Here is a 20,963-nt window from a genome sequence, read left to right on the forward strand (position 1 = left end):
CCCCTGCCATGCGATTGATTCAGTTTGAGAGCACCACCGGTGAACGCCACGTCGGCATTGTCGAAGGTGAGCGAATCCTCACCGTGAACCAGGCGAGTTCCACCCGCGAGCTGGCCCTGGCGGCGATTGCCGCGGGTCGCAGCCTGCAGGAGCAGGTGCTGCAACAGGGCAGCCAAGCCGGCCCGCTGTACGCGCAGCTGCTGCAGGATGGCCGCGTGCTGCCACCGCTGGACCACGTCGACCCGGCCCATTGCCTGGTCAGCGGCACCGGCCTGACCCACCTGGGCAGCGCCTCGACCCGGGACAAGATGCACCAGCAGAAGGCCCAGGATGAGTCGACCATGACCGACACCCTGCGCATGTTCAAATGGGGCGTCGAAGGCGGCAAGCCGGGCAGCGGCAAGGTCGGGGCGCAACCGGAATGGTTCTACAAGGGCGATGGCAGCATTGTCGTGCGCCCGGGCGCGGACTTTGCCGTGCCGACCTTTGCCGAAGACGCCGGCGAAGAACCGGAACTGGTCGGCCTTTATGTCATCGGCCATGACGGCCTGCCGTATCGCCTGGGTTATGCCCTGGGCAACGAGTTTTCCGACCATGTGCTGGAGCGCCGCAGCTACCTGTACCTGGCGCACTCCAAGTTGCGCCGCTGTGCCTACGGCCCGGAATTGCGCCTGGGCGAGCTGCCCAGGCATCTATCGGGCTTCAGCCGCATCCATCGCGCTGGCCAGGTGCTGTGGGAGAAGGAGTTCCTCTCGGGCGAGGAGAACATGTGCCACAGCCTGGAAAACCTCGAATACCACCATTTCAAGTACGCGCAGTTCCTGCGGGCCGGTGATGTGCACGTGCATTATTTCGGCACCGCCACCCTGTCGTTCGCCGACGGGATCGAGGCTCGGCCGGGCGACACGTTCGAGATCGAAATGAGCGAGTTCGGCGCGCCCTTGCGCAACGGGATAGCCGCGCAGGCCGAACCTCTGGCACCAGGGGCGGTCAGGGCACTTTGAGCCCGTTCACTTATCCTCCCTCTATCAGGTCAAGGAGCAACAGATGACGCGCATCAGCGGTCAAAACTACATCGCAGGCACCCGCAGCGCCGCAGGCAAGGTCACCCTGCACAGCCATGACGCCACCACCGGCGAGGCCCTGCCATTCGATTTTTATCAGGCCACCGAGGCCGAAGTCGACGCCGCAGCCCTGGCGGCCAAGGCTGCTTATCCGGCGTTTCGCAACCTGTCGGCGGCCCGTCGTGCCGAGTTCCTGGAAGCGATTGCCGACGAGATCGACGGCCTGGGTGATGAATTCGTCGCCCAGGTGTGCCAGGAAACCGCCTTGCCGGCGGGCCGGATCCAGGGTGAACGCGGACGCACCAGCGGCCAGATGCGCCTGTTCGCCAAGGTTCTGCGTCGAGGCGATTTCTATGGTGCGCGGATCGACCGCGCGTTGCCTGATCGTCAGCCACTGCCACGGCCGGACCTGCGCCAGTACCGCATTGGCCTGGGCCCGGTGGCGGTGTTTGGTGCCAGCAACTTCCCCCTGGCGTTCTCCACGGCCGGTGGCGATACCGCGGCGGCCCTGGCCGCCGGTTGCCCGGTGGTGTTCAAGGCCCACGGTGGGCATATGGCGACGGCCGAGTGGGTGGCCGATGCGATCATCCGCGCCGCCGAGAAAACCGCCATGCCGGCCGGGGTGTTCAACATGATCTACGGTGCGGGCGTCGGTGAGTGGCTGGTCAAGCACCCGGCCATCCAGGCCGTGGGCTTTACCGGGTCCCTGGGCGGCGGTCGGGCCCTATGTGACATGGCGGCGGCGCGCCCGCAGCCGATCCCGGTGTTCGCCGAGATGTCGAGCATCAACCCGATGTTGCTGCTGCCTGAGGCGCTGAAGCAGCGTGGCGCGACCATCGCCAAGGAACTGGCAGCTTCGGTGGTGATGGGGGCAGGGCAGTTCTGCACCAACCCGGGGCTGGTGATCGGCATTCGTTCGCCGCAGTTCAGCGACTTCCTGCAGCATCTGATCGCACTGTTCAATGAGCAACCGGCGCAGACCCTGCTCAATGCCGGCGGCCTGAAAAGCTACTGCCACGGCCTCGACAACCTGCAGGCCCATGCCGGTATCGAGCACCTGGCCGGCACCGCGCAAACGGGGCGTCAGGCCCATGCCCAACTGTACAAGGCCGATGTCGGGCTGCTGCTCAAGGGCGACCCGTTGTTGCAGGAAGAAGTGTTCGGCCCCACCACGGTGGTGGTCGAGGTGGCCGATCAGGCCGAGCTGACCCAGGCCCTGCACGGCCTGCGCGGGCAACTGACCGCGACCCTGATCGCCGAGCCGGCGGACCTCGAGGTCTTCGGCGGCCTGCTCAGCCTGCTGGAAGAGAAGGCCGGGCGCCTGCTGCTCAACGGCTACCCGACCGGCGTCGAAGTCTGCGAGGCCATGGTCCACGGCGGTCCTTACCCGGCCACCTCCGACCCGCGCGGCACCTCGGTCGGCAGCCTGGCCATCGATCGCTTCCTGCGCCCGGTGTGCTACCAGAACTACCCGGACAGCCTGCTGCCCGAGGCCCTGAAAAACGCCAACCCCCTGGGCATCCAGCGCCTGGTGGACAGCGTCAGCAGCCGTGACGCCCTGAGCTGAAACTGACCGGCCATACGAAAAAGGCCGACCGTTGATGACGGTCGGCCTTTTTTATTGCAGAGCACGCCCAGGGTGCGCCTGCTCGGCGATCAGCCCAGGCGGCGAAATATCTTCCCCGGGTTCATCAGGTTCTGCGGGTCCAGTGCCTGCTTGATCGCGCGCATGGTGTCGATGGCCACTTGGCCGTGCTCTTCGACCATGAAATCGATTTTGTGCAAGCCCACGCCGTGCTCCCCGGTGCAGGTGCCGCCAGCGGCCAGGGCGCGGTGGACGATGGCGTGGTTGAGGCGTTCGGCTTCTACCAATTCTTCGGGTTTGTTCGGATCGAGCAGCAGGCAGACGTGGAAGTTGCCGTCGCCGACGTGGCCGAAGATCGGCGCCGGCAGGTAGGACTGGCGCAGGTCGTTTTCGGCGCCGACCACACATTCAGCGAGCTTCGACAGCGGCACGCAGACATCGGTGGACAGGGCGCGGCAACCGGGCTTGAGCTGGAGGAAGGCGAACAACGCGTTGTGCCGCGCACTCCACAGGCGGTTGCGTTCTTCCTGCTGGGTGGCCCACTGGAAGCCGGTGCCCTGGTTGCCGTCGGCCAGCTCTTCGACGGTTTGCGCCTGTTCGGCGACGCTGGCGGCGTTGCCGTGGAATTCCAGGAACAGGGTCGGGGATTCTTGCAGGGTCAGTTTGAAGTGACGGTTCAGGGCCTGGATCGCCAAGGTGTCGACCAGTTCGGCACGGGCCACCGGCACGCCCATCTGGATGGTCTCGATCACTGTCTGCACCGCGCCTTCGACCGAGGCGAAGCTGCACACGGCGGCGCTGATGGCCTCGGGTTGCGGGTGCAGTTTGAGGGTGATTTCACTGATCACGCCGAGGGTGCCTTCGCTGCCGATAAACAGCCGTGCCAGGTCATAGCCTGCCGAGGACTTTTTCGCCCGCGAGCCGCTGCGCATCACCCGGCCGTCGGCCAGCACTGCAGTCAGGCCCAATACGTTTTCGCGCATGGTGCCGTAGCGCACGGCGTTGGTGCCGGAAGCCCGGGTGGCGCACATGCCGCCGATGCTGGCATCGGCACCGGGGTCGATGGGGAAGAACAGCCCGCTGGCGCGCAGGTATTCGTTGAGCGCCTTGCGGGTGATGCCCGGTTGCACGGTGATGCTCAGGTCTTGCGGTTCGAAACTCAGCACCTGATCCATGGCCGACACATCGAGGCTGATGCCGCCGTGTACCGCCAGCAGGTGGCCTTCCAGAGACGAGCCGCTGCCGTAGGGGATCACCGGCACCCGGTGTTGATGGCACAGGCCGAGGATGGCGCTGATGTCATCGACGCTGTGGGCATAGGCCACCGCATCCGGCAGTACCGGGTCGTACAGCGACTCGTCGCGCCCGTGGTGCTCGCGCACGGCGGTGGCGGTGCTGAAACGATCGCCGAGCAGTTGGTGCATGGCGTCAAGGAAGGCTTGGGGCAGGGGGTGTGATGGGGTCATGACTGGCTCCTTGGGGAAAAAGCCCGGTCGCCGACCCCTGGCGCATGGCCCGGCGGCGCTACAGCGGCGTCAGGACATTCATCACGGTATCGAGGGCGACGCGGGTGTCGTCGAGTTGCACCAGCGAGGCATGCCGCGCGCCCAGGGCGTCGCGGTTCTTGATCGCGGTGAGGATCGCCTTGTGCCGCGGCAGGCTGAGCTGCTGGGTATTGGGGCGCAGGTTGGTGACGTTGATCGATTCGCGCAGCGGCAACGACAGCATGTTGCACATGTAGGCCAGCAGGTCGTTGTGGGTTGCGTCGGCGATGGCTCGATGGAAGTCCAGGTCCGGCTGCAGCAACTCCTGCCGGGTCTGGGCGTTTTCCATGCGTTGGTAGGCGTGTTCGATGACCGCAATGTCGGCATCGGTGGCGGTGGTCGCTGCCAGGGCGGCGATTTCCGGTTCGAGAATCCGCCGCACCCCGGCCAGGGTGTTGAAGAACTCGCTGTGGGGTGTGGACTGCATCTGCCAGAACAGTACATCCGGGTCCAGCAGGTGCCATTCGACCCGCGGCCGCACCACGGTCCCGACCCGCGGCTTGGAGTACACCAGGCCCTTGGCGCTGAGCACCCGGGTTGCTTCGCGCAATACCGGCCGGCTGACCTGATACTCCTCGCACAACGTGGCCTCCGATGGCAGCTTCTCTTCCGGCTTGAAGCGGCCGGAAACGATGTGCATGCCCAGTTCCTGGACAATTTGGGCATGCATGCTTTTACGTGGTTTGGGCGTCTGGTAATCCATAACAGCAACGTTGCTCTGGCGAAATGCCGTGCATCATAGCATCGCTCCTGGCGGATTCAGCCGCCATGGACCGCACAGTCGGCGCGGGTTTGGATGATTTTGATACTCCGCCGCCGTGCTGTTTTCAGCAGCGCCACGGTTTGTCGCAAATCCTGTAGCCGCTGCCGAAGAACGAGGCTGCGCTGGTTCTTGAAGACGCCGGTGTTGCAGCGGGGGTATTGCGTGGCGGTTGAGGGCCAGCGCAGCCTCGCAGGTTCGGCAGTGGCTACAGGGTTACGGGTCAATGGGAGTGGCGAGGCACCTCGGAGCCGCGGCAGCCGACCAGGAAGTCGAAGTCGCAGCCTTCGTCGGCTTGCAGCACGTGGTCGACATACAGCCGGCTATAGCCGCTGGAGAAGATCTTGGCGCTGGTGTCCGGCTTCAGGTCGCTGAGGCGCGCTTGCAGTTCTTCGTCGCTGATGTCCAGGTGCAGGCGGCCGCCGGCACAGTCGAGCTCGATGAAATCACCGTTGCGCACTGCGGCCAGAGGCCCGCCGGCAGCAGCTTCCGGCGCCACGTGCAGAACCACGGTGCCATAGGCCGTGCCGCTCATGCGGGCGTCGGAGATGCGCACCATATCGGTCACGCCCTTGGCCAGGACCTTGGGCGGCAAACCCATGTTGCCGACTTCGGCCATGCCCGGGTAACCCTTGGGCCCGGCGTTCTTAAGGACCAGGATGCAGGTTTCGTCGACGTCCAGCTCGGGGTCGGCGATGCGCGCCTTGTAGTCGTCGAAGTTCTCGAACACCACCGCCCGGCCGCGATGCTGCATCAGCGCCGGGGTCGCGGCCGAAGGCTTGAGCACCGCACCCCGTGGCGACAGGTTGCCGCGCAGGATGCACAGCCCGCCATCGGCCACCAGCGGGTTGTCGATCTGGCGAATCACTTCGTCGTTGTATTGCGGCGACGCCTGGCAGTTTTTCCAGAGGCTCTGGCCATTGGCAGTCAGAGCGTCCGGGTTGGGCAGCAGGCCGGCTTCGCCCAGGCGGCGAATCACCGCGGGCAGGCCGCCGGCGTAGTAGAACTCTTCCATCAGGAAGCGCCCGGAAGGCTGCATATCGACGATGGTCGGGGTGCCGCGGCCGATGCGGGTCCAGTCTTCAAGGTCAAGCTCGACGCCCAGGCGCCCGGCAATGGCCTTGAGGTGGATCACGGCGTTGGTCGAGCCACCGATGGCGGCGTTGACCCGGATCGCGTTTTCGAACGCGGCCTTGGTCAGGATCTTCGACAGGCGCAGGTCTTCGCGGACCATGTCGACGATGCGCATGCCTGAAAGGTGGGCCAGCACATAACGGCGGGAATCCACCGCCGGGATCGCCGCGTTGTGCGGCAACGAGGTGCCCAGGGCTTCGGCCATGCAGGCCATGGTCGAAGCGGTGCCCATGGTGTTGCAGGTGCCGGCCGAGCGCGACATTCCGGCTTCGGCGGAGAGGAATTCGTCGAGGCTGATCTGCCCGCCTTTATAGGCTTCGTGCATTTGCCAGACCACGGTCCCGGAACCGATGTCCTTGCCTTTATGTTTGCCATTGAGCATCGGCCCGCCGGTGACCACGATCGCCGGCACGTCGCAGCTGGCAGCACCCATCAGCAGGGCCGGGGTGGTTTTGTCACAGCCGGTCAGCAGCACCACGCCGTCCACCGGGTTGCCGCGAATGGCTTCCTCGACGTCCATGCTGGCCAGGTTGCGCGTGAGCATGGCGGTGGGGCGCAGGTTGGATTCGCCGCTGGAGAACACCGGGAATTCCACCGGGAAGCCACCGGCCTCCAGCACCCCTTTTTTCACGTGTTCGGCGATCTTGCGAAAGTGGGCGTTGCACGGGGTCAGCTCGGACCAGGTGTTGCAGATGCCAATGATTGGCTTGCCCTGGAACTCATGGTCCGGGATGCCCTGGTTCTTCATCCAGCTGCGGTACATGAAGCCGTTCTTGTCGGCGGTGCCGAACCATTGGGCGGAACGCAGGGGTACTTTTTTATCGGTCATGGTGCGGTCACTCTTATTGTATGACTAATTGCAGGCTGTTTTGCCAAATCTACCCGATAAAAAGCCTTTTTGAAATCGTTGTGCGTTAAATAGTATTACTATATTGTCTCTCCACCTGATCGACACCGAGCGCATTCGACGCTGGGATCGGTCGGGGGCTGACGACCCCATAACAAAAACAATTTGGAGAAGACTATGAATCCGGAAGCTCGGATCATTCGCACGTTGACGCTCAGGTTGATTCCCTTCCTGATCCTGCTGTACCTCGTTGCCTTCATCGACCGCTCTGCGGTGGGCTTCGCCAAATTGCACATGAACGCCGACATCGGCCTCAGCGATATGGCTTACGGCTTTGGTGCGGGCCTGTTCTTCATCGGCTACTTCATCTTTGAAGTCCCGAGCAACCTGTTGCTCGAGCGCTTTGGCGCGCGCCGCTGGTTCGCGCGGATCCTGATTACCTGGGGCCTGATCACCGTGGGCATGGCATTCGTCACCGGGCCCTACAGCTTCTATGTGATGCGTTTCCTGCTGGGTGCGGCGGAGGCCGGGTTCTTCCCGGGCGTGCTGTACTACATCACCCGCTGGTTCCCGGTGCGCAACCGGGGCAAGGTGCTGGGCTTCTTTATCCTTTCGCAACCGATCGCGTTGATGGTCACCGGGCCGCTGGCGGGCTGGTTGCTGGGCATGAATGGCATCGGTGGCCTGGCGGGCTGGCAATGGCTGTTTATCACCATCGGTATTCCGGCCATCGTGCTGGCATGGCCGACCCTGAAGATCCTGCCCGACACCCCCAAGGATGCCCGCTGGCTGGCCGAGGCCGATCGCCAGTGGCTGCTTGGCGAACTGGACAAGGACCGCAAGGAATATGGCCAGACCGAACACACCAACCCGCTGCGGGCACTGACCGACCGCCGGGTGCTGATCCTGGCCCTGTTGTACCTGCCGAGCACCCTGAGCACCTACGGCCTGAGCCTGTGGCTGCCGACCCTGGTGCATCAGTTTGGCGGCAGTGACCTGAGCACCGGTTTCATCTCGGCGATTCCCTATGTGTTCGGGGTGATCGGCCTGCTGCTGGTGCCGCGCAGTTCTGATCGCCTAAATGACCGTTATGGCCACCTTACCGTGCTCTACATCCTCGGTGCCCTGGGCCTGTTCCTCAGTGCCTGGCTGACAGTGCCGGGGATGCAACTGGCGGCGTTGTGCCTGACCGCGTTCAGTCTGTTCTCGGTGACGGCGATCTTCTGGGTCTTGCCGGGGCGCTTCCTGTCCGGGGCCACGGCGGCGGCGGGCATCGCCTTGATCAACTCGTTCGGCAACCTGGGCGGCTACATCGGTCCGTTCGGGATCGGCGCCCTCAAGGAATACACCGGCACCTTGTCCTCGGGCCTGTACTTCCTTTCGGCGGTGATGCTGAGCGGCGTGGTCCTGACCTACATCGTCTACACCCAACTGGAAAAGAAAGCCTCGGCCGCGCGTTCCGCCGCGCTGGAACAGGCCACCTGATCGTTCAGGCGGGCACGGATGCCCGCCGTCCTGGAGTATTTGCATGAGTAGAAAACTGAAAGTCGCGATCGTAGGTCCAGGCAATATCGGCACCGACCTGATGATCAAGGTGATGCGCAACGCCAGGTTCCTGGAAATGGGCGCCATGGTCGGTATCGACCCGGCCTCTGACGGCCTGGCCCGCGCTGCCCGGCTTGGGGTCGCCGTGACCCATGAGGGCATCGAAGGCCTGGTGCGCTTGCCGGAGTTTGCCGATATCGACTTTGTGTTCGACGCCACCAGTGCCGGCGCCCACGTCAAGAACGATGCATTTTTGCGTTCGGTCAAGCCGGGCATCCGCCTGATCGACCTGACCCCGGCGGCCATCGGCCCATACTGCGTGCCGGTGGTGAACCTGGAGCAGAACCTCGACCGGCTCAACGTCAATATGGTGACCTGTGGCGGCCAGGCGACCATTCCCATGGTCGCGGCCGTGTCGCGGGTGGCCAAGGTGCACTACGCGGAAATTGTCGCCTCGATTGCCAGCAAGTCGGCCGGCCCCGGCACTCGCGCCAATATCGACGAGTTCACCGAAACCACCTCGCGTGCCATTGAAGCCATTGGCGGCGCGACCCGGGGCAAGGCAATCATCGTGATGAACCCGGCCGAACCGCCGCCGATGATGCGCGACACGGTGTTCGTGCTGTCCGAGGCTGCCGACCAGGGGCTGGTCGAAGCCTCGATCAGTGAAATGGCGGCGGCAGTGCAGGCTTATGTGCCGGGCTATCGGCTCAAGCAACAGGTGCAGTTCGAGGTGATCAGCCCCGAAGCCCCGCTGCACATCCCGGGCCTGGGCACCTTCAGTGGGCTCAAGACCTCGATCTTCCTTGAAGTCGAAGGCGCGGCCCATTACCTGCCGGCCTATGCCGGCAACCTCGACATCATGACCTCGGCCGCCCTGGCCACTGCCGAGCGCATGGCCCAGTCGATGCTCAAGGCCTGAGGAGAACCGTGATGACCTTCAACCCCGGTAAAAAACTGTACATCTCCGATGTGACCCTGCGCGATGGCAGCCACGCGGTGCGCCATCAGTACTCGATCAAGAACGTGCAGGACATTGCCCGCGCCCTGGACCTGGCCCGGGTCGACAGCATTGAAGTCGCCCACGGCGACGGCCTGCAGGGGTCGAGCTTCAACTACGGCTTCGCCGCCCACACCGACCTGGAATGGATCGAAGCGGCGGCCGATGTCATCAGCCACGCCAAGATCGCTACCTTGCTGCTGCCGGGCATCGGCACCGTGCACGATCTCAAGGCCGCCTACGACGCCGGTGCGCGGGTGGTGCGGGTCGCCACCCATTGCACCGAAGCCGATGTGTCCAGGCAGCACATCGAATTCGCCCGGGAACTGGGCATGGACACCGTGGGCTTCCTGATGATGAGCCACATGATCGCGCCCGAGCACCTGGCGCAGCAGGCCAAGCTGATGGAAAGCTACGGCGCGACCTGTGTGTACATGGCCGACTCCGGCGGGGCGATGACCATGCAGGATGTGCGCGAGCGTTTTCGCGCGTTCAAGGCGGTGCTCAAGCCCGAGACTGAAACCGGCATGCATGCCCACCACAACCTGTCCCTGGGCGTGGCCAACTCCATCACCGCGGTGGAGGAGGGCTGCGACCGCATCGACGCCAGCCTCGCCGGGATGGGCGCGGGTGCCGGCAACGCGCCGCTGGAGGTGTTTATCGCCGCCGCCGAGCGTCTGGGCTGGAACCACGGCACAGACCTCTACACCTTGATGGACGCCGCGGATGATTTGGTGCGGCCGTTGCAGGATCGCCCGGTACGGGTCGATCGTGAATCCCTGGCCCTGGGTTATGCCGGGGTCTATTCGAGCTTCTTGCGCCACGCCGAGCTGGCGGCCGCACGCTATGGCCTGAAGACCGTGGATATCCTGGTGGAGTTGGGCAAGCGGCGCATGGTCGGCGGCCAGGAAGACATGATTGTCGATGTCGCCCTGGACCTGCTGAAAAAGGCTTGAGCACCTGACGCGGGCGGTTTTTCCAGCCCTGGCCCAGCAACAGCGCCACTCCTCGGGGTGGCGTTTTTGTGGGGCACGGGTTCGTGTGCGACGCCGTCCGGGTTAGACTGCCGGTCGCTGATTCCACCACTCAGAGCCGCGTTGCCATGACTCCTCCGAATATTGAGCTGTTTACCGATTTCATTCCCGACCCGCAGGCGTTGTTCGAAGGCCTGCAGCAATCGGTGCAATGGGACGAGCGCATGCGTGCGCGCAAGACCGCCAGTTTCGGTGCGCCGTACGATTATTCGCAGATCACTTACCCAGCCCAGCCGATGCCTGAGGAACTGGAGCGGTTGTGCAGCCTGATTGAGCAGCAACTGGGCTTTCGACCGAACAATTGCCTGATCAATTACTACCCGGATGGCAGCTCGTCCATGGGTTTTCACTCCGATGCCAAAGAGCAGATGGTCGAAGGCACCGGGGTCGCGATCGTATCCCTGGGCTGTGCGCGGCCTATCGTCTACCGCCACAAGCAGGACCGCAGCCTGGAGTTTTCCTATCTGCTGGGCAGTGGCTCGATGCTCTACATGTCCGATGCGGTGCAGACGCAATGGCTGCATGCAATTCCCAAGGCCCCGGATGCCGGGGAGCGCATCAGCCTGTCGTTTCGTCTGCTCGACAGCCAGTGAAGGCGGCCTGCGGCCGGCCTATCGCCGAGCCAAGACACAGCTGATGCTGTAATGATATTATTTCAGGTGAATCGATTCATCCTGTCTATGGGGTGAGTCGGACTGTTTATGTCCTGCGTCCCGATGACATAGCAACAGAAAAACAGTGTCACTCCCGTCGCTGAAGCCAATACGAATAAGAAGTCAGCACAAGAGCGATATAAAAGTGGGGTCGAGCTGCATGTCGGCCTTGTGTGCCCACCCTCCATATCTTCTGAACACGCAGGTCCCGGCGGCTGCCATACCGTGAGCCGGGTGGCTTGTGATCAGGGTTGGAAGGGCGGATGGCGTTCTATCGTAGGTACTACAGTATGTTGAAAAAGGTGAACACGGCTCTGTTGGGCCTGGCTATGTCGCTGGGGCTTTCGTCCTCGTACGCGGCTGAACCGAAGAAAGTCGATGTGCTGCTGATCGGCGGCGGCATTATGAGTTCGACCCTGGGGGTCTGGCTCAATGAGCTGGAGCCGGAGTGGTCGATGGAAATGGTCGAGCGTCTCGACGGCGTCGCCGAAGAAAGCTCGAACGGCTGGAACAACGCCGGCACCGGTCACTCGGCCCTGGCTGAGCTGAACTACACGCCAGAAGACAAGAACGGCAAGGTCGAAATCCCCAAGGCGATCGAGATCAACGAAGCCTTTCAGATTTCCCGTCAGTTCTGGGCCTGGCAGGTTCAGCAAAATGTCCTGAAAAACCCGCGCTCGTTCATCAACTCCACGCCGCACATGAGCTTTGTGTGGGGTGACGACAACATCACCTTCCTCAAGAAGCGCTACGAGGCATTGCAGGCCAGCCCGCTGTTCGCCGGCATGCAGTACTCCGAAGACCCGGTGCAGATCAAGAAATGGGTCCCGCTGATGATGGAAGGGCGCGATCCGCAGCAGAAGGTCGCAGCCACCTGGTCGCCAATCGGCACTGACGTCAACTTCGGCGAGATCACGCGCCAGTTCGTTGCCCACCTGCAGACCAAACCGAACTTCGCCCTGAAGCTGTCGAGCGAAGTGCGTGACATCGCCCGCAACGAAGACGGTTCGTGGCGCGTGACCTACAAGAACCTGAAAGACGGTAGCGAAACCAAGACCGACGCCAAGTTCCTGTTTATCGGCGCGGGTGGCGGTGCCTTGCACCTGCTGCAGAAGTCGGGCATCGAAGAAGCGCGCGAATACGCCGGCTTCCCTGTGGGCGGCTCGTTCCTGGTCACCGATAACCCGACCATCGCCGAGCAGCACCTGGCCAAGGCCTATGGCAAGGCGTCGGTTGGCGCGCCGCCGATGTCGGTTCCGCACCTGGACACCCGCGTGCTGGACGGCAAGCGGGTCATCCTGTTTGGCCCATTCGCGACCTTCTCCACCAAGTTCCTCAAGGAAGGCTCGTACTTCGACCTGCTGACCAGCACCACCACCCACAACATCTGGCCGATGACCAAAGTCGGCGTCGAGCAGTACCCGTTGGTGGAATACCTGGCCGGCCAGCTGATGCTGTCGGACGAAGACCGTTTCAATGCGCTGAAGGAATACTTCCCACAAGCCAAGCAGCAAGACTGGCGCCTGTGGCAAGCCGGCCAGCGCGTGCAGATCATCAAGCGTGATGAAGAGAAGGGCGGCGTGCTCAAGCTGGGCACCGAGATCGTTGCTTCCAAGGATGGCAGCATTGCCGGCCTGCTGGGTGCATCGCCAGGCGCCTCCACCGCTGCACCGATCATGCTGAACGTGCTGGAAAAGGTCTTCAAGGACAAGGTTGCCTCCCCAGCCTGGCAAGAGAAGCTGCACCAGATCGTGCCGAGCTATGGCACTGCGCTGAACGTCAGCCCTGAGCGCGTGGCTCAAGAGTGGGCGTACACCGCCAAGGTCCTGCAACTCGACCCGCCACCGGCGATCGGCAACATTGCCGCTCCTCAGGATGCCGCTGCCAAGCCCAAGGCTGAGCAGCCAAGCAACCCTGCGTCGGATTTGGCCCTGTAAGAAACGCCGGGACCGGTCGTTCGACCCCCAGGGATGAAAGCGCCACTCTTCGGAGTGGCGTTTTTTTTCGCCTTTTTTTCCCGAATTGGCCATCCAGCGGGCTTTCCGGATCAGGTTGCCGGTGCGGCCTGGCACAGCTGTGGCAAAATGCCGACCCTCTGAATTATCGAAGGCAGGATTATGGTCAGGACGGTTGGCACGGACGCGAGCGAGCGCAAGCTATTGGACAATGTGGCCGAGTTTGGCTGGCATTGCGTAGGCATTCTGGAAGAGGGCGAGGAGCCAGCCTACAGCTTCACTGTGGGTCTGTTTGAAACCTTCAAACATCCGGAGCTGATCATCTTCGGCGTGCCATCGCGCCTTGGGCAGCAACTGCTGAATATCGTCGGCCAGGCGCTGCGCGATGGCGAACCGATTGACCTGAATAAACCCACCGACGCCTTGCTGGAGGGGTATTCATGCTGCTTTGTGCCGGTGCCCAAGGCCCACTACCGCGAGTTCGTGGGTTTTGCCCGCTGGTACTACGAAGGCAATGACTTCCCTCTGTACCAGGTGGTCTGGCCGTCGCGCAGTGGTCTCTTTCCGTGGGATGCCGATGCTCATCCGCAGTTCAGGGCGGCCCAGCCCGTGCTCGGCGAACCACTGAATCACTGATAGCGGTATGCCTGCGGGATGAATGTACAGCGGTGTCAACAAGGTGGACGCTGCTGTACATTTATTCTTGCCGGGCGGGGGGGCAGCCTCTAGGATCGCGCCATGACCGACTGAAAGGCAGGCGACTATGTTCGGCGAACCCACGATTGGCATTATCGGTGGCAGCGGATGGCTTGGCCGTTCGCTTGCGCAATCGATGCTTGAAACAGCCTTTGTCCAACCTCGGGCCTTGATCCTGTCGAGCCGTTCCACCGGTGAGCTGGCGCTGCATGCCCGGTGGCCGCAGGTGCGCATGACCCGCAGTAACCAGGAGCTGCTGGAGCAGTGCCAGGTCATTATTGTCGCGGTACGCCCCGAGCAGTTTCCCGCGGTCAGTTTTGACGGCATGCAGCGCCTGGTGATTTCGCTGATGGCCGGGGTCTCCATGGCCAGCCTGGTGCGTCACACCGGCTGCTCCCAGGTGATTCGCGCCATGCCCAATGCGGCGGCCGAAATCGGCAAGTCCTATACCCCCTGGTTGGCGACCGCGAGTGTGACACCCGAGCAGAAAGCCTTTACCCAGTGCCTGTTTGAAACCTGCGGTGGCGCCGACGAAGTCTTCACTGAAGCCGACCTCAACTATTTGAGTGCGCTGGTGGGGACTGGCCCGGCGTATCCGGCGCTGTTGGCCCAGGCCATGTTCGAGCATGCCCTGGCCCAGGGCTGCCCCAAGCCATTGCCCGGCGGGCGGTGGATGCAGTGGTGATGGACGCTAGCCAGTTACTGGACACGTACCGCCCCGAGCAGTTGCTGGATGCATTGCGCAGCTATCGAGGCGTCACTGCGGCAGGTCTGGAAGGGATGAGCAGCGCGGGTTTCGTGCGGTCAGTCAATGCCGGCCTGGACGCTGCGGTCGGTGCGGCCGCCGCCATGCAGGCTTCGGCGGCGGATGATCCAACCGAGTGAGATCGGGCGGATGCCGTATAAGGCCTAGTCTTCGGGCTCGTCGCTCAACAAGCCACGAAAGCCCCAGTCCTGCGGGTCGATCTCCTGAATCACGATATGGGTCTGTTCGGGCTTTTTGCCCAGGATCCGCACCAGGGAATCGGTGAACTCCTTGACCAGTTGGGCCTTCTGCTCGCGCGAGGCGCATAAGGCATCGGGTGAGTTTCCTTCAGTGAAAGGGCGGTGATGCGGCTGTCCGGAACCTTGCATCGCCCGAGGGGCACTCGGCTCGGCGACTGAAGTTTTTTACACGCTAGCGTGCGCAGTAGCAAAGGCTTTGGCTGGTCCAGCGCTCGATAATCGCATGGCTGTGGGCCAAGCCCGCTTCAAGTGCGGCAACGGCGGACAGGTAGTCATGGCCGAAGGGCGGCGAGCTGAAGCGCAAGGCGTAGCAGGGATGATGGCCCTTGCAGTTGACCCGTCCCACATAACTGAATGCCGAACGGTCCTGGCCCGGTTCACACACAATCATCAGGTACACATCATGCTGGGCATGACTGTGGGTGAACCAGTTGTTGGTAACTTCCATAGACTGCTTCGTCCAGTGGGGGTGATGGGCGTACTCCGAGAGATGGCCGGTCATCGACATCGATGACAGGGAAGCTTGAATTGGCCTGCTACAGAGCGGCCCGGACATTCGTTGGCACGGAGTGAATGAGCGCTACATGCTCGCGGAACTGGCGTAGACCTGGGAATAAGACCAATCCTTATGCTGTCTACGAATTGTCTGATTTCCATGGGGCGGGGGAGCTGAGCCTGGATAAATGAGGCGCTGACCCGTGTGCGAGGAGGCATTGCACCTCCCCGCCGGGCTTCACTCAACGTTGTTGCAGGCTGCGCTCCATGCGCTGGATCCCTTCCTCGAGCAGGGCTCGCGGGCAGCCGAAATTCAGGCGCACAAACTGGCCGCAATCGTCGCCAAATTCCAGGCCGGCGCTCAGGCCGACTTTTGCCTGGCTGAGGAAGAAGCCATGGGGATCGTCCAGGCCCAGTGCGCTGCAGTCGAGCCAGGCCAGATAAGTACCTTGCGGCGCGTGCATCACCACGCCCGACAGACGGGTCTGCACGGCGTGCAACAGGTAGTCACGGTTGGCTTGCAGATACTCGATCAGGGCCTTCAGCCAGGGGCCACCGTGGCTGTAGGCGGCGAGGGTGGCTTCCAGCCCCAGGGGGCTGACGCTATCGACCATGCCGGCCCGGGCATTGTTGAAGCGTTCCCGGGTGGATTGATCCTGAATGATGGCGAAGCAGGTTTTCATCCCAGCAATGTTGTAAGCCTTGCTGGCCGACATCAGGGTGATGGTGCGCTTGGCAATCTCCGGGCTCAGGGACGCCGTGGGGATATGCCGGCGCCCGTCGAAGCAGAGTTCAGCGTGGATTTCATCGGAGATGATCAGCGCGCCCTGTTCCAGGCAGGCGTTGGCTACGGCCAGCAACTCTTCCCGCGGAAAGACTTTGCCCAGCGGGTTGTGCGGGTTGCTCAACAGCAGTGCGCCTGCGCCATGCAGGGCCTGGCGCAGGGCCGGCAGAGGCGTGAGGTAATCACCTTGAGCGTCGCGCTCGAAGGCCAGTTCAATTTTTGGCAAGTTCCAGTTATCCGGCGCCATGCGCAGCGGACGGTAATTGGGCGTCTGCACCACCACCGTCTGCCCCGGCTCGACAAAACCCCGCAATGCCATATTGAACCCGGGCTCGACGCCGGGCAGAAACAGCAACTCATCGGGCTGCACCCGCCAGGCGTACTTGCTCCACAAGTCAGCCACTATCGCCTCGCGCACTTCATCGCGGGCCACGCTGTAGCCGAGCAGTGGATGCTCCAGACGCTGTTGCAGGGCCTGAATGATTTCGCTCGCCACGGCAAAATCCATATCAGCAACCCACATCGGCAGGACATCCGCCGGGTAGCGACTCCATTTAGTGCTTCCGGTGCCTTGGCGTGGGTAAACCGTGTCGAAATCGATGCTCATGAACCTGGCTCTCATCTGCTCGGATAGTCGCAGGATTCTAGCGGGTCCCGAGCGCGTCGGCGTATAGACACTGCGGCGAGAGCAATAAGCAACGACGCCCAATCTCAATCATTGCGGGGGGGGCATCACCCGCTGGAGCAGATGCCGCATTGCCCCTCTCCAGGGTGAAATCACGCAAGTCACGGGAAATGTTGAAAAAAATCACAGAGGGAGTTGCCATGAACGAAAAACAAGTCCATAATTGCGACCACTCCTTAACGGGAAAGCGGAAAAACTCTTTATAAAACAAAGAGTTGCGAGGTGATAAAGATCTCGTTCGCTGTTCAAGTTTGTATGTGTCCAGCACTGCTTCATGGGTATTGGATACTTGGGGCCGAGTAGCAAAATGGTTATGCAGCGGATTGCAAATCCGCCTACGCCGGTTCGATTCCGACCTCGGCCTCCACTCTAAAGACCCCGTAGATCAATGATCTACGGGGTTTTTTATTGCCTGGGATTCGTAATCGCTTCCGCAATTTCCTTGGTCGCTTCCGCAATTCGCCATATTTTTGCAAAAACGAAGCTTCTTCGTGGGTTCCATAGCGTTCATTGTCAGCGCTGTTCTTGACACCCACAAAGCCTGAGCCCCATCACACCCGAAATCCAGCCTAGCTCTAAAATGCACTCGAAATAATATCTAAATATGGCATTGAGCCATACTGCTCGAATGCGTAGACTCTCTCGTAATTTTTATCGTGGTTTTTTTTGCAGTATCAAGGAGGAATGGTGAAGTTAATTAGCTTTGTAGCCGAGGGAGTGCATGAGTATTTAGATTTCAATATTAAATTTAATGAAGATGTCAATTTTATTGCCGGTCTAAATGGCTCCGGAAAAACGTCGGCCTTGAATATAATTGCAGCACTTTTGGCTCCCTCTCTCGAGGATTTGGCGAAGTTAACCTTCAAGTCTACGACATTGTTTGTAGTAGCCGACGGAGGTATGCCTTTTTCAATCCATGCAAATCAGATTAATGAGAAATTACGCCTTTGGGTCTCTGGGCCAGAAACTCTATCGAAAGAATGTATTGTTGCGTCACTTGAAGAACTAAAGCAATCTACTGATCATTCCGCCGCGAATAAATTTCGAACGTATGCAGTATTTAAGTTTATCTCGAATCTGCCTTCTCCTATGTACTTAAGTTTAGATAGGCGTTTTATAAAGGAAGTAACTCCTTATGATGCGTCTCCATTCAATTTAACTAAGATATGGTTTGATAAATCTGCTGATGTCGAGTCTGATGTCGATGTAGGTATGAAGGATGCTCTGTCTTTAATATTGAAAAAAAGTGCGGAAATAAAGGATCGGCAAACTGTAGAGGATAGAAGTCTCCGAAATAAAATTATACTGGATTCATTTTATGTTGATAGTTCTGAAGGCGGATCTATGGTGTTGCCTGATGGGAAAAGTCTTCAGCAACTTAAGGCTAAACAAAGAACAATCAAAAATACATTACTTAGTCTAGATATTAAGAACGAAGAGTTATCTGTAATGTATGATAAATTTTTCGAGCATTTGACAGGTATATTGAAAAATGTTCTCGAAGTGTTCGAGCGTCGTGAGGTAAATCCTTCGACTTTAAGTCGCACGCCATCTCATAAACGAAAGAGTATTGATTATGCTCATCAGGCTAATAGCAAAAATCAGACTCCGATCAATCTATCTCTAGAATCATCCCGTGTTCTCGCGAATTGGTTTGCCAATAGTCACCAAGTAGCTCGGATTGACAGACTTATAAATCTAATCGGAGAGTATGAGAAGATAAAGTCTCATATATATGAGCCATTACAAAAGTTTGTTGATTTGGTGAATTCCTTTTTGTTGCAGACAAAAAAGAGGATAAGTGTCACAACTCGCGGCGAAGTTAAAATATTTATTTCTGATGTGGAAAAGAAACTTACGGTATTGTCCTCTGGTGAGCGGCAAATTTTAATCATGTTAGCCCACCTCTCTCTAAATTCTCAGCTACCTAAGAGCGGTGTATTTATCGTAGATGAGCCCGAACTGTCTCTCCATATAGCATGGCAGGATATGTTTGTTGAGGCCGTACAAGTAGCAGGGCCTGACCTTCAGATTATCCTGGCTACCCACTCGCCGGCGATAATCGGGGGTAGAAAAAAGTACTATATCCCTTTGAATGGAGGGATCTGATATGTCGTTAGATGAAATTCCTTCATGGTCAGCTTCGGCAAGTGAAAGCATCGGTTTACTGTACAGAGCGTTGCAACCTATTGAAGTGTATGTAGAGGATAGCAACTCAGAAGCATTCTATCTTGAACTCCTTAACAGAATGATGGGTGACGGGCAACAAATTCGAAAAATAATCCCCTTGCATGGTAGGGGGCACGTATTAAAGAATAGTTTGGAGTACGACGGTGTTAGCCCCGCTCTGTTCTTAATAGATGGCGATTTGGATTTGTTGCTTGGCCAGCGGGAGTGTGGTTACACTAATCTTTTTCAGCTAAATGCTTATTGCATTGAGAATTATTTATTTTGCTGTGATGCTGTTCGCGAACTCATCGTTCAAGGGTCGGGACTCCTTAAAAGAGATGAAGCGCTTCCAGAAGGCGAGTGGGAAGATTTTTTAAGTCCAATAAGCCATGAGTTGAAAGATTTATTCATTTTCTTTGCGGCTGCGCGCAAAGCCAAACCAGATTTGAAGACTGTAAGTAACGGATTATCCTCAATTATCTCCCAGCGCACTAGGAGAGAAGGCCCAATGCTAGATTTAGAAAAGGTTCGCGCTCTTAAAGCGGACGTAGCAATTGAATGTATACGTGAAGTAGGTCAGGCGCATTGGCATTCGTTAATTGAAGAGATTACCGAATCCTCTCGAGGTTTGAGTGCGCTAGACGTTGTCTCAGGAAAAGATTTTCTGCTGCCTTTATTAAACTTCTTCATGCGATCAAAAACAGATGGCTCAATGACGCTGCCCAGCCTCATGTTTAGACTGGCGAAATATTGTTCGCTTCGTCGTCTGGATCGGCTTAGATCTGCGCTGAGCTCGGCTTTAAGTGGTAGGAACTTTATATCGCATTAGTTTTTTAATTTGTGAGCGCTCACTTCTTAAATCTAATCAAGGTTTGGGCGTTTTGCATTTTATAGTGTGTGTTTAATCATTTAATAATTTTTTGATATTGGTGGCTTCTAGGTTACTTCGTTGGCCTAACAATTTCTCCGATTCGCCGATAAACTTTTTTAGTCATTTCTTCATTTGAATGCCCAAGTAGTCTACTAGCGTGTGATAATTCGATTTCGCTTGCAGCTTTAGGTCGTATATCCTTGAATTGAAATTTTCGAATGCTGGTAGCTAGTGCCGGATCACCATCCGTCGCGGCTTTGCTTGCCGCCTTTTCCCGTGCGTCGTCCCACCGATTGCGCAGCATCTGTTGGCTCATTCGCAGTCCAGACGCATTGGTGATCAAAGTGGAGGTCCGAATACCATTGATGGCTCTGCGTTCCTGCAGATCATCGATGAAGGCGCTCAGCTCAGATTGGATGCCGGCATCCTCCAAACGAAGGCGCAGCCGCTTTTCGGTCTTGCCCTGGCCAATTAGCAAAAAACCGTTGTTCAAGTCGGTGGCTGCAATCTTGAGCACATCGGCAGGACGTTGTCCGGTCAAGTAGGCAAGGTCCATCGCGTCCTTTAGTTCCTGCGCCGCCTCGGCGTAGACCGCATTCCATACGGTCTCACCGGCGTAGTAGTCCCTGGGCTTTTCCTTGTTGCGGCGAACGCCGAAGCAGGGGTTGGCTTTGTCGGTCAGGCCCCACTCTCGGGCAATGGTGAACGCGTGAGAGAGCAGGGCGATTTCTCGATTGGCCCGGACCTTGGCGGTTCTGGCATCGCGGTATTGGGCGATCACCTGGGGGGTAATCGATTTGATAGGCGCGTTTTCAAAGGCTTTCCTGAGCTGCTTGAGTTCCTTGCCGTTGTCCGACTGAGTACGAATCGATTTGCCCGGAATAATCTCCTTTTCGTACCGGTCGAAGACGTAGCTCATAAGGTGTTTGGGCTTTGGTGGTGCTCTGCGCTCCAGTCTGGCCCATTCAACCTTTGCCTGATCGAGGTCCGTGCCCAGAGGGATTTCCTTTCGTTTGCCGGTGGCATCTCTGCCGTCGTAGTAGTACGCGGTCCAGATCTGTCCGTTCTTGCCTTTTCTGATGCGCCGTACCATACGCGGCGGCAGGTCGCGGTTGGCTGTGGTTTTCTTGCGCACGT

19 protein-coding genes and 1 tRNA gene are annotated in these 20,963 nt (G+C 59.4%); 13 read left to right on the plus strand and 7 right to left on the minus strand.

Annotated elements, in window-relative coordinates; translation table 11 throughout:
- The first annotated feature begins 8 nt into the window (after positions 1 to 8).
- Complete coding sequence (gene araD1, locus ACOZJV_RS01840; protein WP_421546659.1) at positions 9 to 1,004, plus strand: AraD1 family protein; 996 nt, start codon at positions 9 to 11, stop codon at positions 1,002 to 1,004.
- A gap of 43 nt (positions 1,005 to 1,047) precedes the next feature.
- Positions 1,048 to 2,631 carry an aldehyde dehydrogenase (NADP(+)) gene (locus ACOZJV_RS01845; protein ID WP_421546660.1) on the plus strand — a complete coding sequence of 528 codons (1,584 nt, stop codon included), beginning with the start codon at positions 1,048 to 1,050 and terminating at the stop codon, positions 2,629 to 2,631.
- Between the two features lie 89 nt (positions 2,632 to 2,720).
- Here ACOZJV_RS01845 and ACOZJV_RS01850 read toward each other — a convergent pair whose 3' ends face one another.
- The 3 genes from ACOZJV_RS01850 to ACOZJV_RS01860 all read right to left on the minus strand — a co-directional run bounded on the left by ACOZJV_RS01850 (position 2,721) and on the right by ACOZJV_RS01860 (position 6,916).
- On the minus strand, positions 2,721 to 4,115 hold the full coding sequence (locus ACOZJV_RS01850; RefSeq protein WP_201131169.1) for an FAD-binding oxidoreductase: 1,395 nt from the start codon (positions 4,113 to 4,115) through the stop codon (positions 2,721 to 2,723).
- A 58-nt stretch (positions 4,116 to 4,173) separates the two neighbouring features.
- Positions 4,174 to 4,896: a FadR/GntR family transcriptional regulator gene (locus tag ACOZJV_RS01855; RefSeq protein WP_020294812.1), complete on the minus strand. Its 723-nt coding sequence runs from the start codon at positions 4,894 to 4,896 to the stop codon at positions 4,174 to 4,176.
- Positions 4,897 to 5,176: 280 nt separating this feature from the next.
- Entirely contained in the window at positions 5,177 to 6,916 is a 1,740-nt protein-coding gene (locus ACOZJV_RS01860; RefSeq protein WP_020294811.1) for an IlvD/Edd family dehydratase, read from the minus strand.
- A 195-nt stretch (positions 6,917 to 7,111) separates the two neighbouring features.
- On the opposite strand from ACOZJV_RS01860, the gene ACOZJV_RS01865 reads away from it, so the two are divergent.
- The 8 genes from ACOZJV_RS01865 to ACOZJV_RS01900 all read left to right on the plus strand — a co-directional run bounded on the left by ACOZJV_RS01865 (position 7,112) and on the right by ACOZJV_RS01900 (position 14,702).
- A complete protein-coding gene (locus ACOZJV_RS01865; protein ID WP_078474089.1) occupies positions 7,112 to 8,419 on the plus strand; it encodes an MFS transporter in 1,308 nt (435 codons plus the stop codon).
- Positions 8,420 to 8,462: 43 nt separating this feature from the next.
- A complete protein-coding gene (locus ACOZJV_RS01870) occupies positions 8,463 to 9,401 on the plus strand; it encodes an acetaldehyde dehydrogenase (acetylating) (protein WP_421546661.1) in 939 nt (312 codons plus the stop codon).
- A gap of 11 nt (positions 9,402 to 9,412) precedes the next feature.
- Positions 9,413 to 10,435, plus strand: coding sequence for a 4-hydroxy-2-oxovalerate aldolase (gene dmpG, locus ACOZJV_RS01875; protein ID WP_421546662.1), 1,023 nt, complete (start codon positions 9,413 to 9,415; stop codon positions 10,433 to 10,435).
- Between the two features lie 146 nt (positions 10,436 to 10,581).
- Positions 10,582 to 11,106: an alpha-ketoglutarate-dependent dioxygenase AlkB family protein gene (locus ACOZJV_RS01880; RefSeq protein ID WP_078474086.1), complete on the plus strand. Its 525-nt coding sequence runs from the start codon at positions 10,582 to 10,584 to the stop codon at positions 11,104 to 11,106.
- 350 nt (positions 11,107 to 11,456) lie between these two features.
- Complete coding sequence (gene mqo, locus ACOZJV_RS01885) at positions 11,457 to 13,103, plus strand: malate dehydrogenase (quinone) (protein ID WP_078474085.1); 1,647 nt, start codon at positions 11,457 to 11,459, stop codon at positions 13,101 to 13,103.
- A 180-nt stretch (positions 13,104 to 13,283) separates the two neighbouring features.
- Positions 13,284 to 13,757 carry a DUF4262 domain-containing protein gene (locus ACOZJV_RS01890; protein WP_421546663.1) on the plus strand — a complete coding sequence of 158 codons (474 nt, stop codon included), beginning with the start codon at positions 13,284 to 13,286 and terminating at the stop codon, positions 13,755 to 13,757.
- Positions 13,758 to 13,953: 196 nt separating this feature from the next.
- Positions 13,954 to 14,502 (plus strand): pyrroline-5-carboxylate reductase family protein, encoded by a 549-nt coding sequence (locus ACOZJV_RS01895; protein WP_421546664.1) that lies wholly within the window; start codon positions 13,954 to 13,956, stop codon positions 14,500 to 14,502.
- On the plus strand, positions 14,502 to 14,702 hold the full coding sequence (locus ACOZJV_RS01900; protein WP_421546665.1) for a hypothetical protein: 201 nt from the start codon (positions 14,502 to 14,504) through the stop codon (positions 14,700 to 14,702). The genes ACOZJV_RS01895 and ACOZJV_RS01900 overlap by 1 nt, the downstream gene beginning before the upstream one ends.
- A gap of 24 nt (positions 14,703 to 14,726) precedes the next feature.
- Here the strand turns inward: ACOZJV_RS01900 and ACOZJV_RS01905 are convergent, their stop codons facing one another.
- The 3 genes from ACOZJV_RS01905 to ACOZJV_RS01915 form a co-directional block, all read right to left on the minus strand.
- On the minus strand, positions 14,727 to 14,951 hold the full coding sequence (locus ACOZJV_RS01905; protein ID WP_421546666.1) for a tautomerase family protein: 225 nt from the start codon (positions 14,949 to 14,951) through the stop codon (positions 14,727 to 14,729).
- 43 nt (positions 14,952 to 14,994) lie between these two features.
- Positions 14,995 to 15,270, minus strand: a complete 276-nt coding sequence (locus tag ACOZJV_RS01910; protein ID WP_078474081.1) for a hypothetical protein — start codon at positions 15,268 to 15,270, stop codon at positions 14,995 to 14,997.
- Between the two features lie 289 nt (positions 15,271 to 15,559).
- The gene (locus ACOZJV_RS01915) at positions 15,560 to 16,708 is read right to left on the minus strand and encodes a MalY/PatB family protein (RefSeq protein ID WP_421546667.1); all 1,149 of its coding nucleotides are present in this window, start codon (positions 16,706 to 16,708) and stop codon (positions 15,560 to 15,562) included.
- Positions 16,709 to 17,079: 371 nt separating this feature from the next.
- Between ACOZJV_RS01915 and ACOZJV_RS01920 the strand changes: the two genes are divergently transcribed.
- The 3 genes from ACOZJV_RS01920 to ACOZJV_RS01930 all read left to right on the plus strand — a co-directional run bounded on the left by ACOZJV_RS01920 (position 17,080) and on the right by ACOZJV_RS01930 (position 19,784).
- A tRNA-Cys gene (locus ACOZJV_RS01920) sits at positions 17,080 to 17,153 on the plus strand.
- 320 nt (positions 17,154 to 17,473) lie between these two features.
- A complete protein-coding gene (locus ACOZJV_RS01925; RefSeq protein WP_421546668.1) occupies positions 17,474 to 18,895 on the plus strand; it encodes an AAA family ATPase in 1,422 nt (473 codons plus the stop codon).
- A gap of 1 nt (position 18,896) precedes the next feature.
- Positions 18,897 to 19,784, plus strand: a complete 888-nt coding sequence (locus ACOZJV_RS01930) for a DUF4435 domain-containing protein (RefSeq protein ID WP_421546669.1) — start codon at positions 18,897 to 18,899, stop codon at positions 19,782 to 19,784.
- A 112-nt stretch (positions 19,785 to 19,896) separates the two neighbouring features.
- Here ACOZJV_RS01930 and ACOZJV_RS01935 read toward each other — a convergent pair whose 3' ends face one another.
- A complete protein-coding gene (locus ACOZJV_RS01935; RefSeq protein WP_421546670.1) occupies positions 19,897 to 20,961 on the minus strand; it encodes a tyrosine-type recombinase/integrase in 1,065 nt (354 codons plus the stop codon).
- Between the last annotated feature and the right edge of the window lie 2 nt (positions 20,962 to 20,963).

This window comes from Pseudomonas sp. QD4, from assembly GCF_049199125.1.
Taxonomy (GTDB): domain Bacteria; phylum Pseudomonadota; class Gammaproteobacteria; order Pseudomonadales; family Pseudomonadaceae; genus Aquipseudomonas.

What these genes read in the sequence shown, in the direction of transcription:
- araD1 (WP_421546659.1), top strand. Translation starts at nt 9, where the DNA reads ATGCGATTGATTCAGTTTGAGAGCACCACCGGTGAACGCCACGTCGGC.
- ACOZJV_RS01845 (WP_421546660.1), top strand. Translation starts at nt 1,048, where the DNA reads ATGACGCGCATCAGCGGTCAAAACTACATCGCAGGCACCCGCAGCGCC.
- ACOZJV_RS01850 (WP_201131169.1), bottom strand. Translation starts at nt 4,115, where the DNA reads ATGACCCCATCACACCCCCTGCCCCAAGCCTTCCTTGACGCCATGCAC.
- ACOZJV_RS01855 (WP_020294812.1), bottom strand. Translation starts at nt 4,896, where the DNA reads ATGGATTACCAGACGCCCAAACCACGTAAAAGCATGCATGCCCAAATT.
- ACOZJV_RS01860 (WP_020294811.1), bottom strand. Translation starts at nt 6,916, where the DNA reads ATGACCGATAAAAAAGTACCCCTGCGTTCCGCCCAATGGTTCGGCACC.
- ACOZJV_RS01865 (WP_078474089.1), top strand. Translation starts at nt 7,112, where the DNA reads ATGAATCCGGAAGCTCGGATCATTCGCACGTTGACGCTCAGGTTGATT.
- ACOZJV_RS01870 (WP_421546661.1), top strand. Translation starts at nt 8,463, where the DNA reads ATGAGTAGAAAACTGAAAGTCGCGATCGTAGGTCCAGGCAATATCGGC.
- dmpG (WP_421546662.1), top strand. Translation starts at nt 9,413, where the DNA reads ATGACCTTCAACCCCGGTAAAAAACTGTACATCTCCGATGTGACCCTG.
- ACOZJV_RS01880 (WP_078474086.1), top strand. Translation starts at nt 10,582, where the DNA reads ATGACTCCTCCGAATATTGAGCTGTTTACCGATTTCATTCCCGACCCG.
- mqo (WP_078474085.1), top strand. Translation starts at nt 11,457, where the DNA reads ATGTTGAAAAAGGTGAACACGGCTCTGTTGGGCCTGGCTATGTCGCTG.
- ACOZJV_RS01890 (WP_421546663.1), top strand. Translation starts at nt 13,284, where the DNA reads ATGGTCAGGACGGTTGGCACGGACGCGAGCGAGCGCAAGCTATTGGAC.
- ACOZJV_RS01895 (WP_421546664.1), top strand. Translation starts at nt 13,954, where the DNA reads ATGCTTGAAACAGCCTTTGTCCAACCTCGGGCCTTGATCCTGTCGAGC.
- ACOZJV_RS01900 (WP_421546665.1), top strand. Translation starts at nt 14,502, where the DNA reads ATGGACGCTAGCCAGTTACTGGACACGTACCGCCCCGAGCAGTTGCTG.
- ACOZJV_RS01905 (WP_421546666.1), bottom strand. Translation starts at nt 14,951, where the DNA reads ATGCAAGGTTCCGGACAGCCGCATCACCGCCCTTTCACTGAAGGAAAC.
- ACOZJV_RS01910 (WP_078474081.1), bottom strand. Translation starts at nt 15,270, where the DNA reads ATGGAAGTTACCAACAACTGGTTCACCCACAGTCATGCCCAGCATGAT.
- ACOZJV_RS01915 (WP_421546667.1), bottom strand. Translation starts at nt 16,708, where the DNA reads ATGAGCATCGATTTCGACACGGTTTACCCACGCCAAGGCACCGGAAGC.
- ACOZJV_RS01930 (WP_421546669.1), top strand. Translation starts at nt 18,897, where the DNA reads ATGTCGTTAGATGAAATTCCTTCATGGTCAGCTTCGGCAAGTGAAAGC.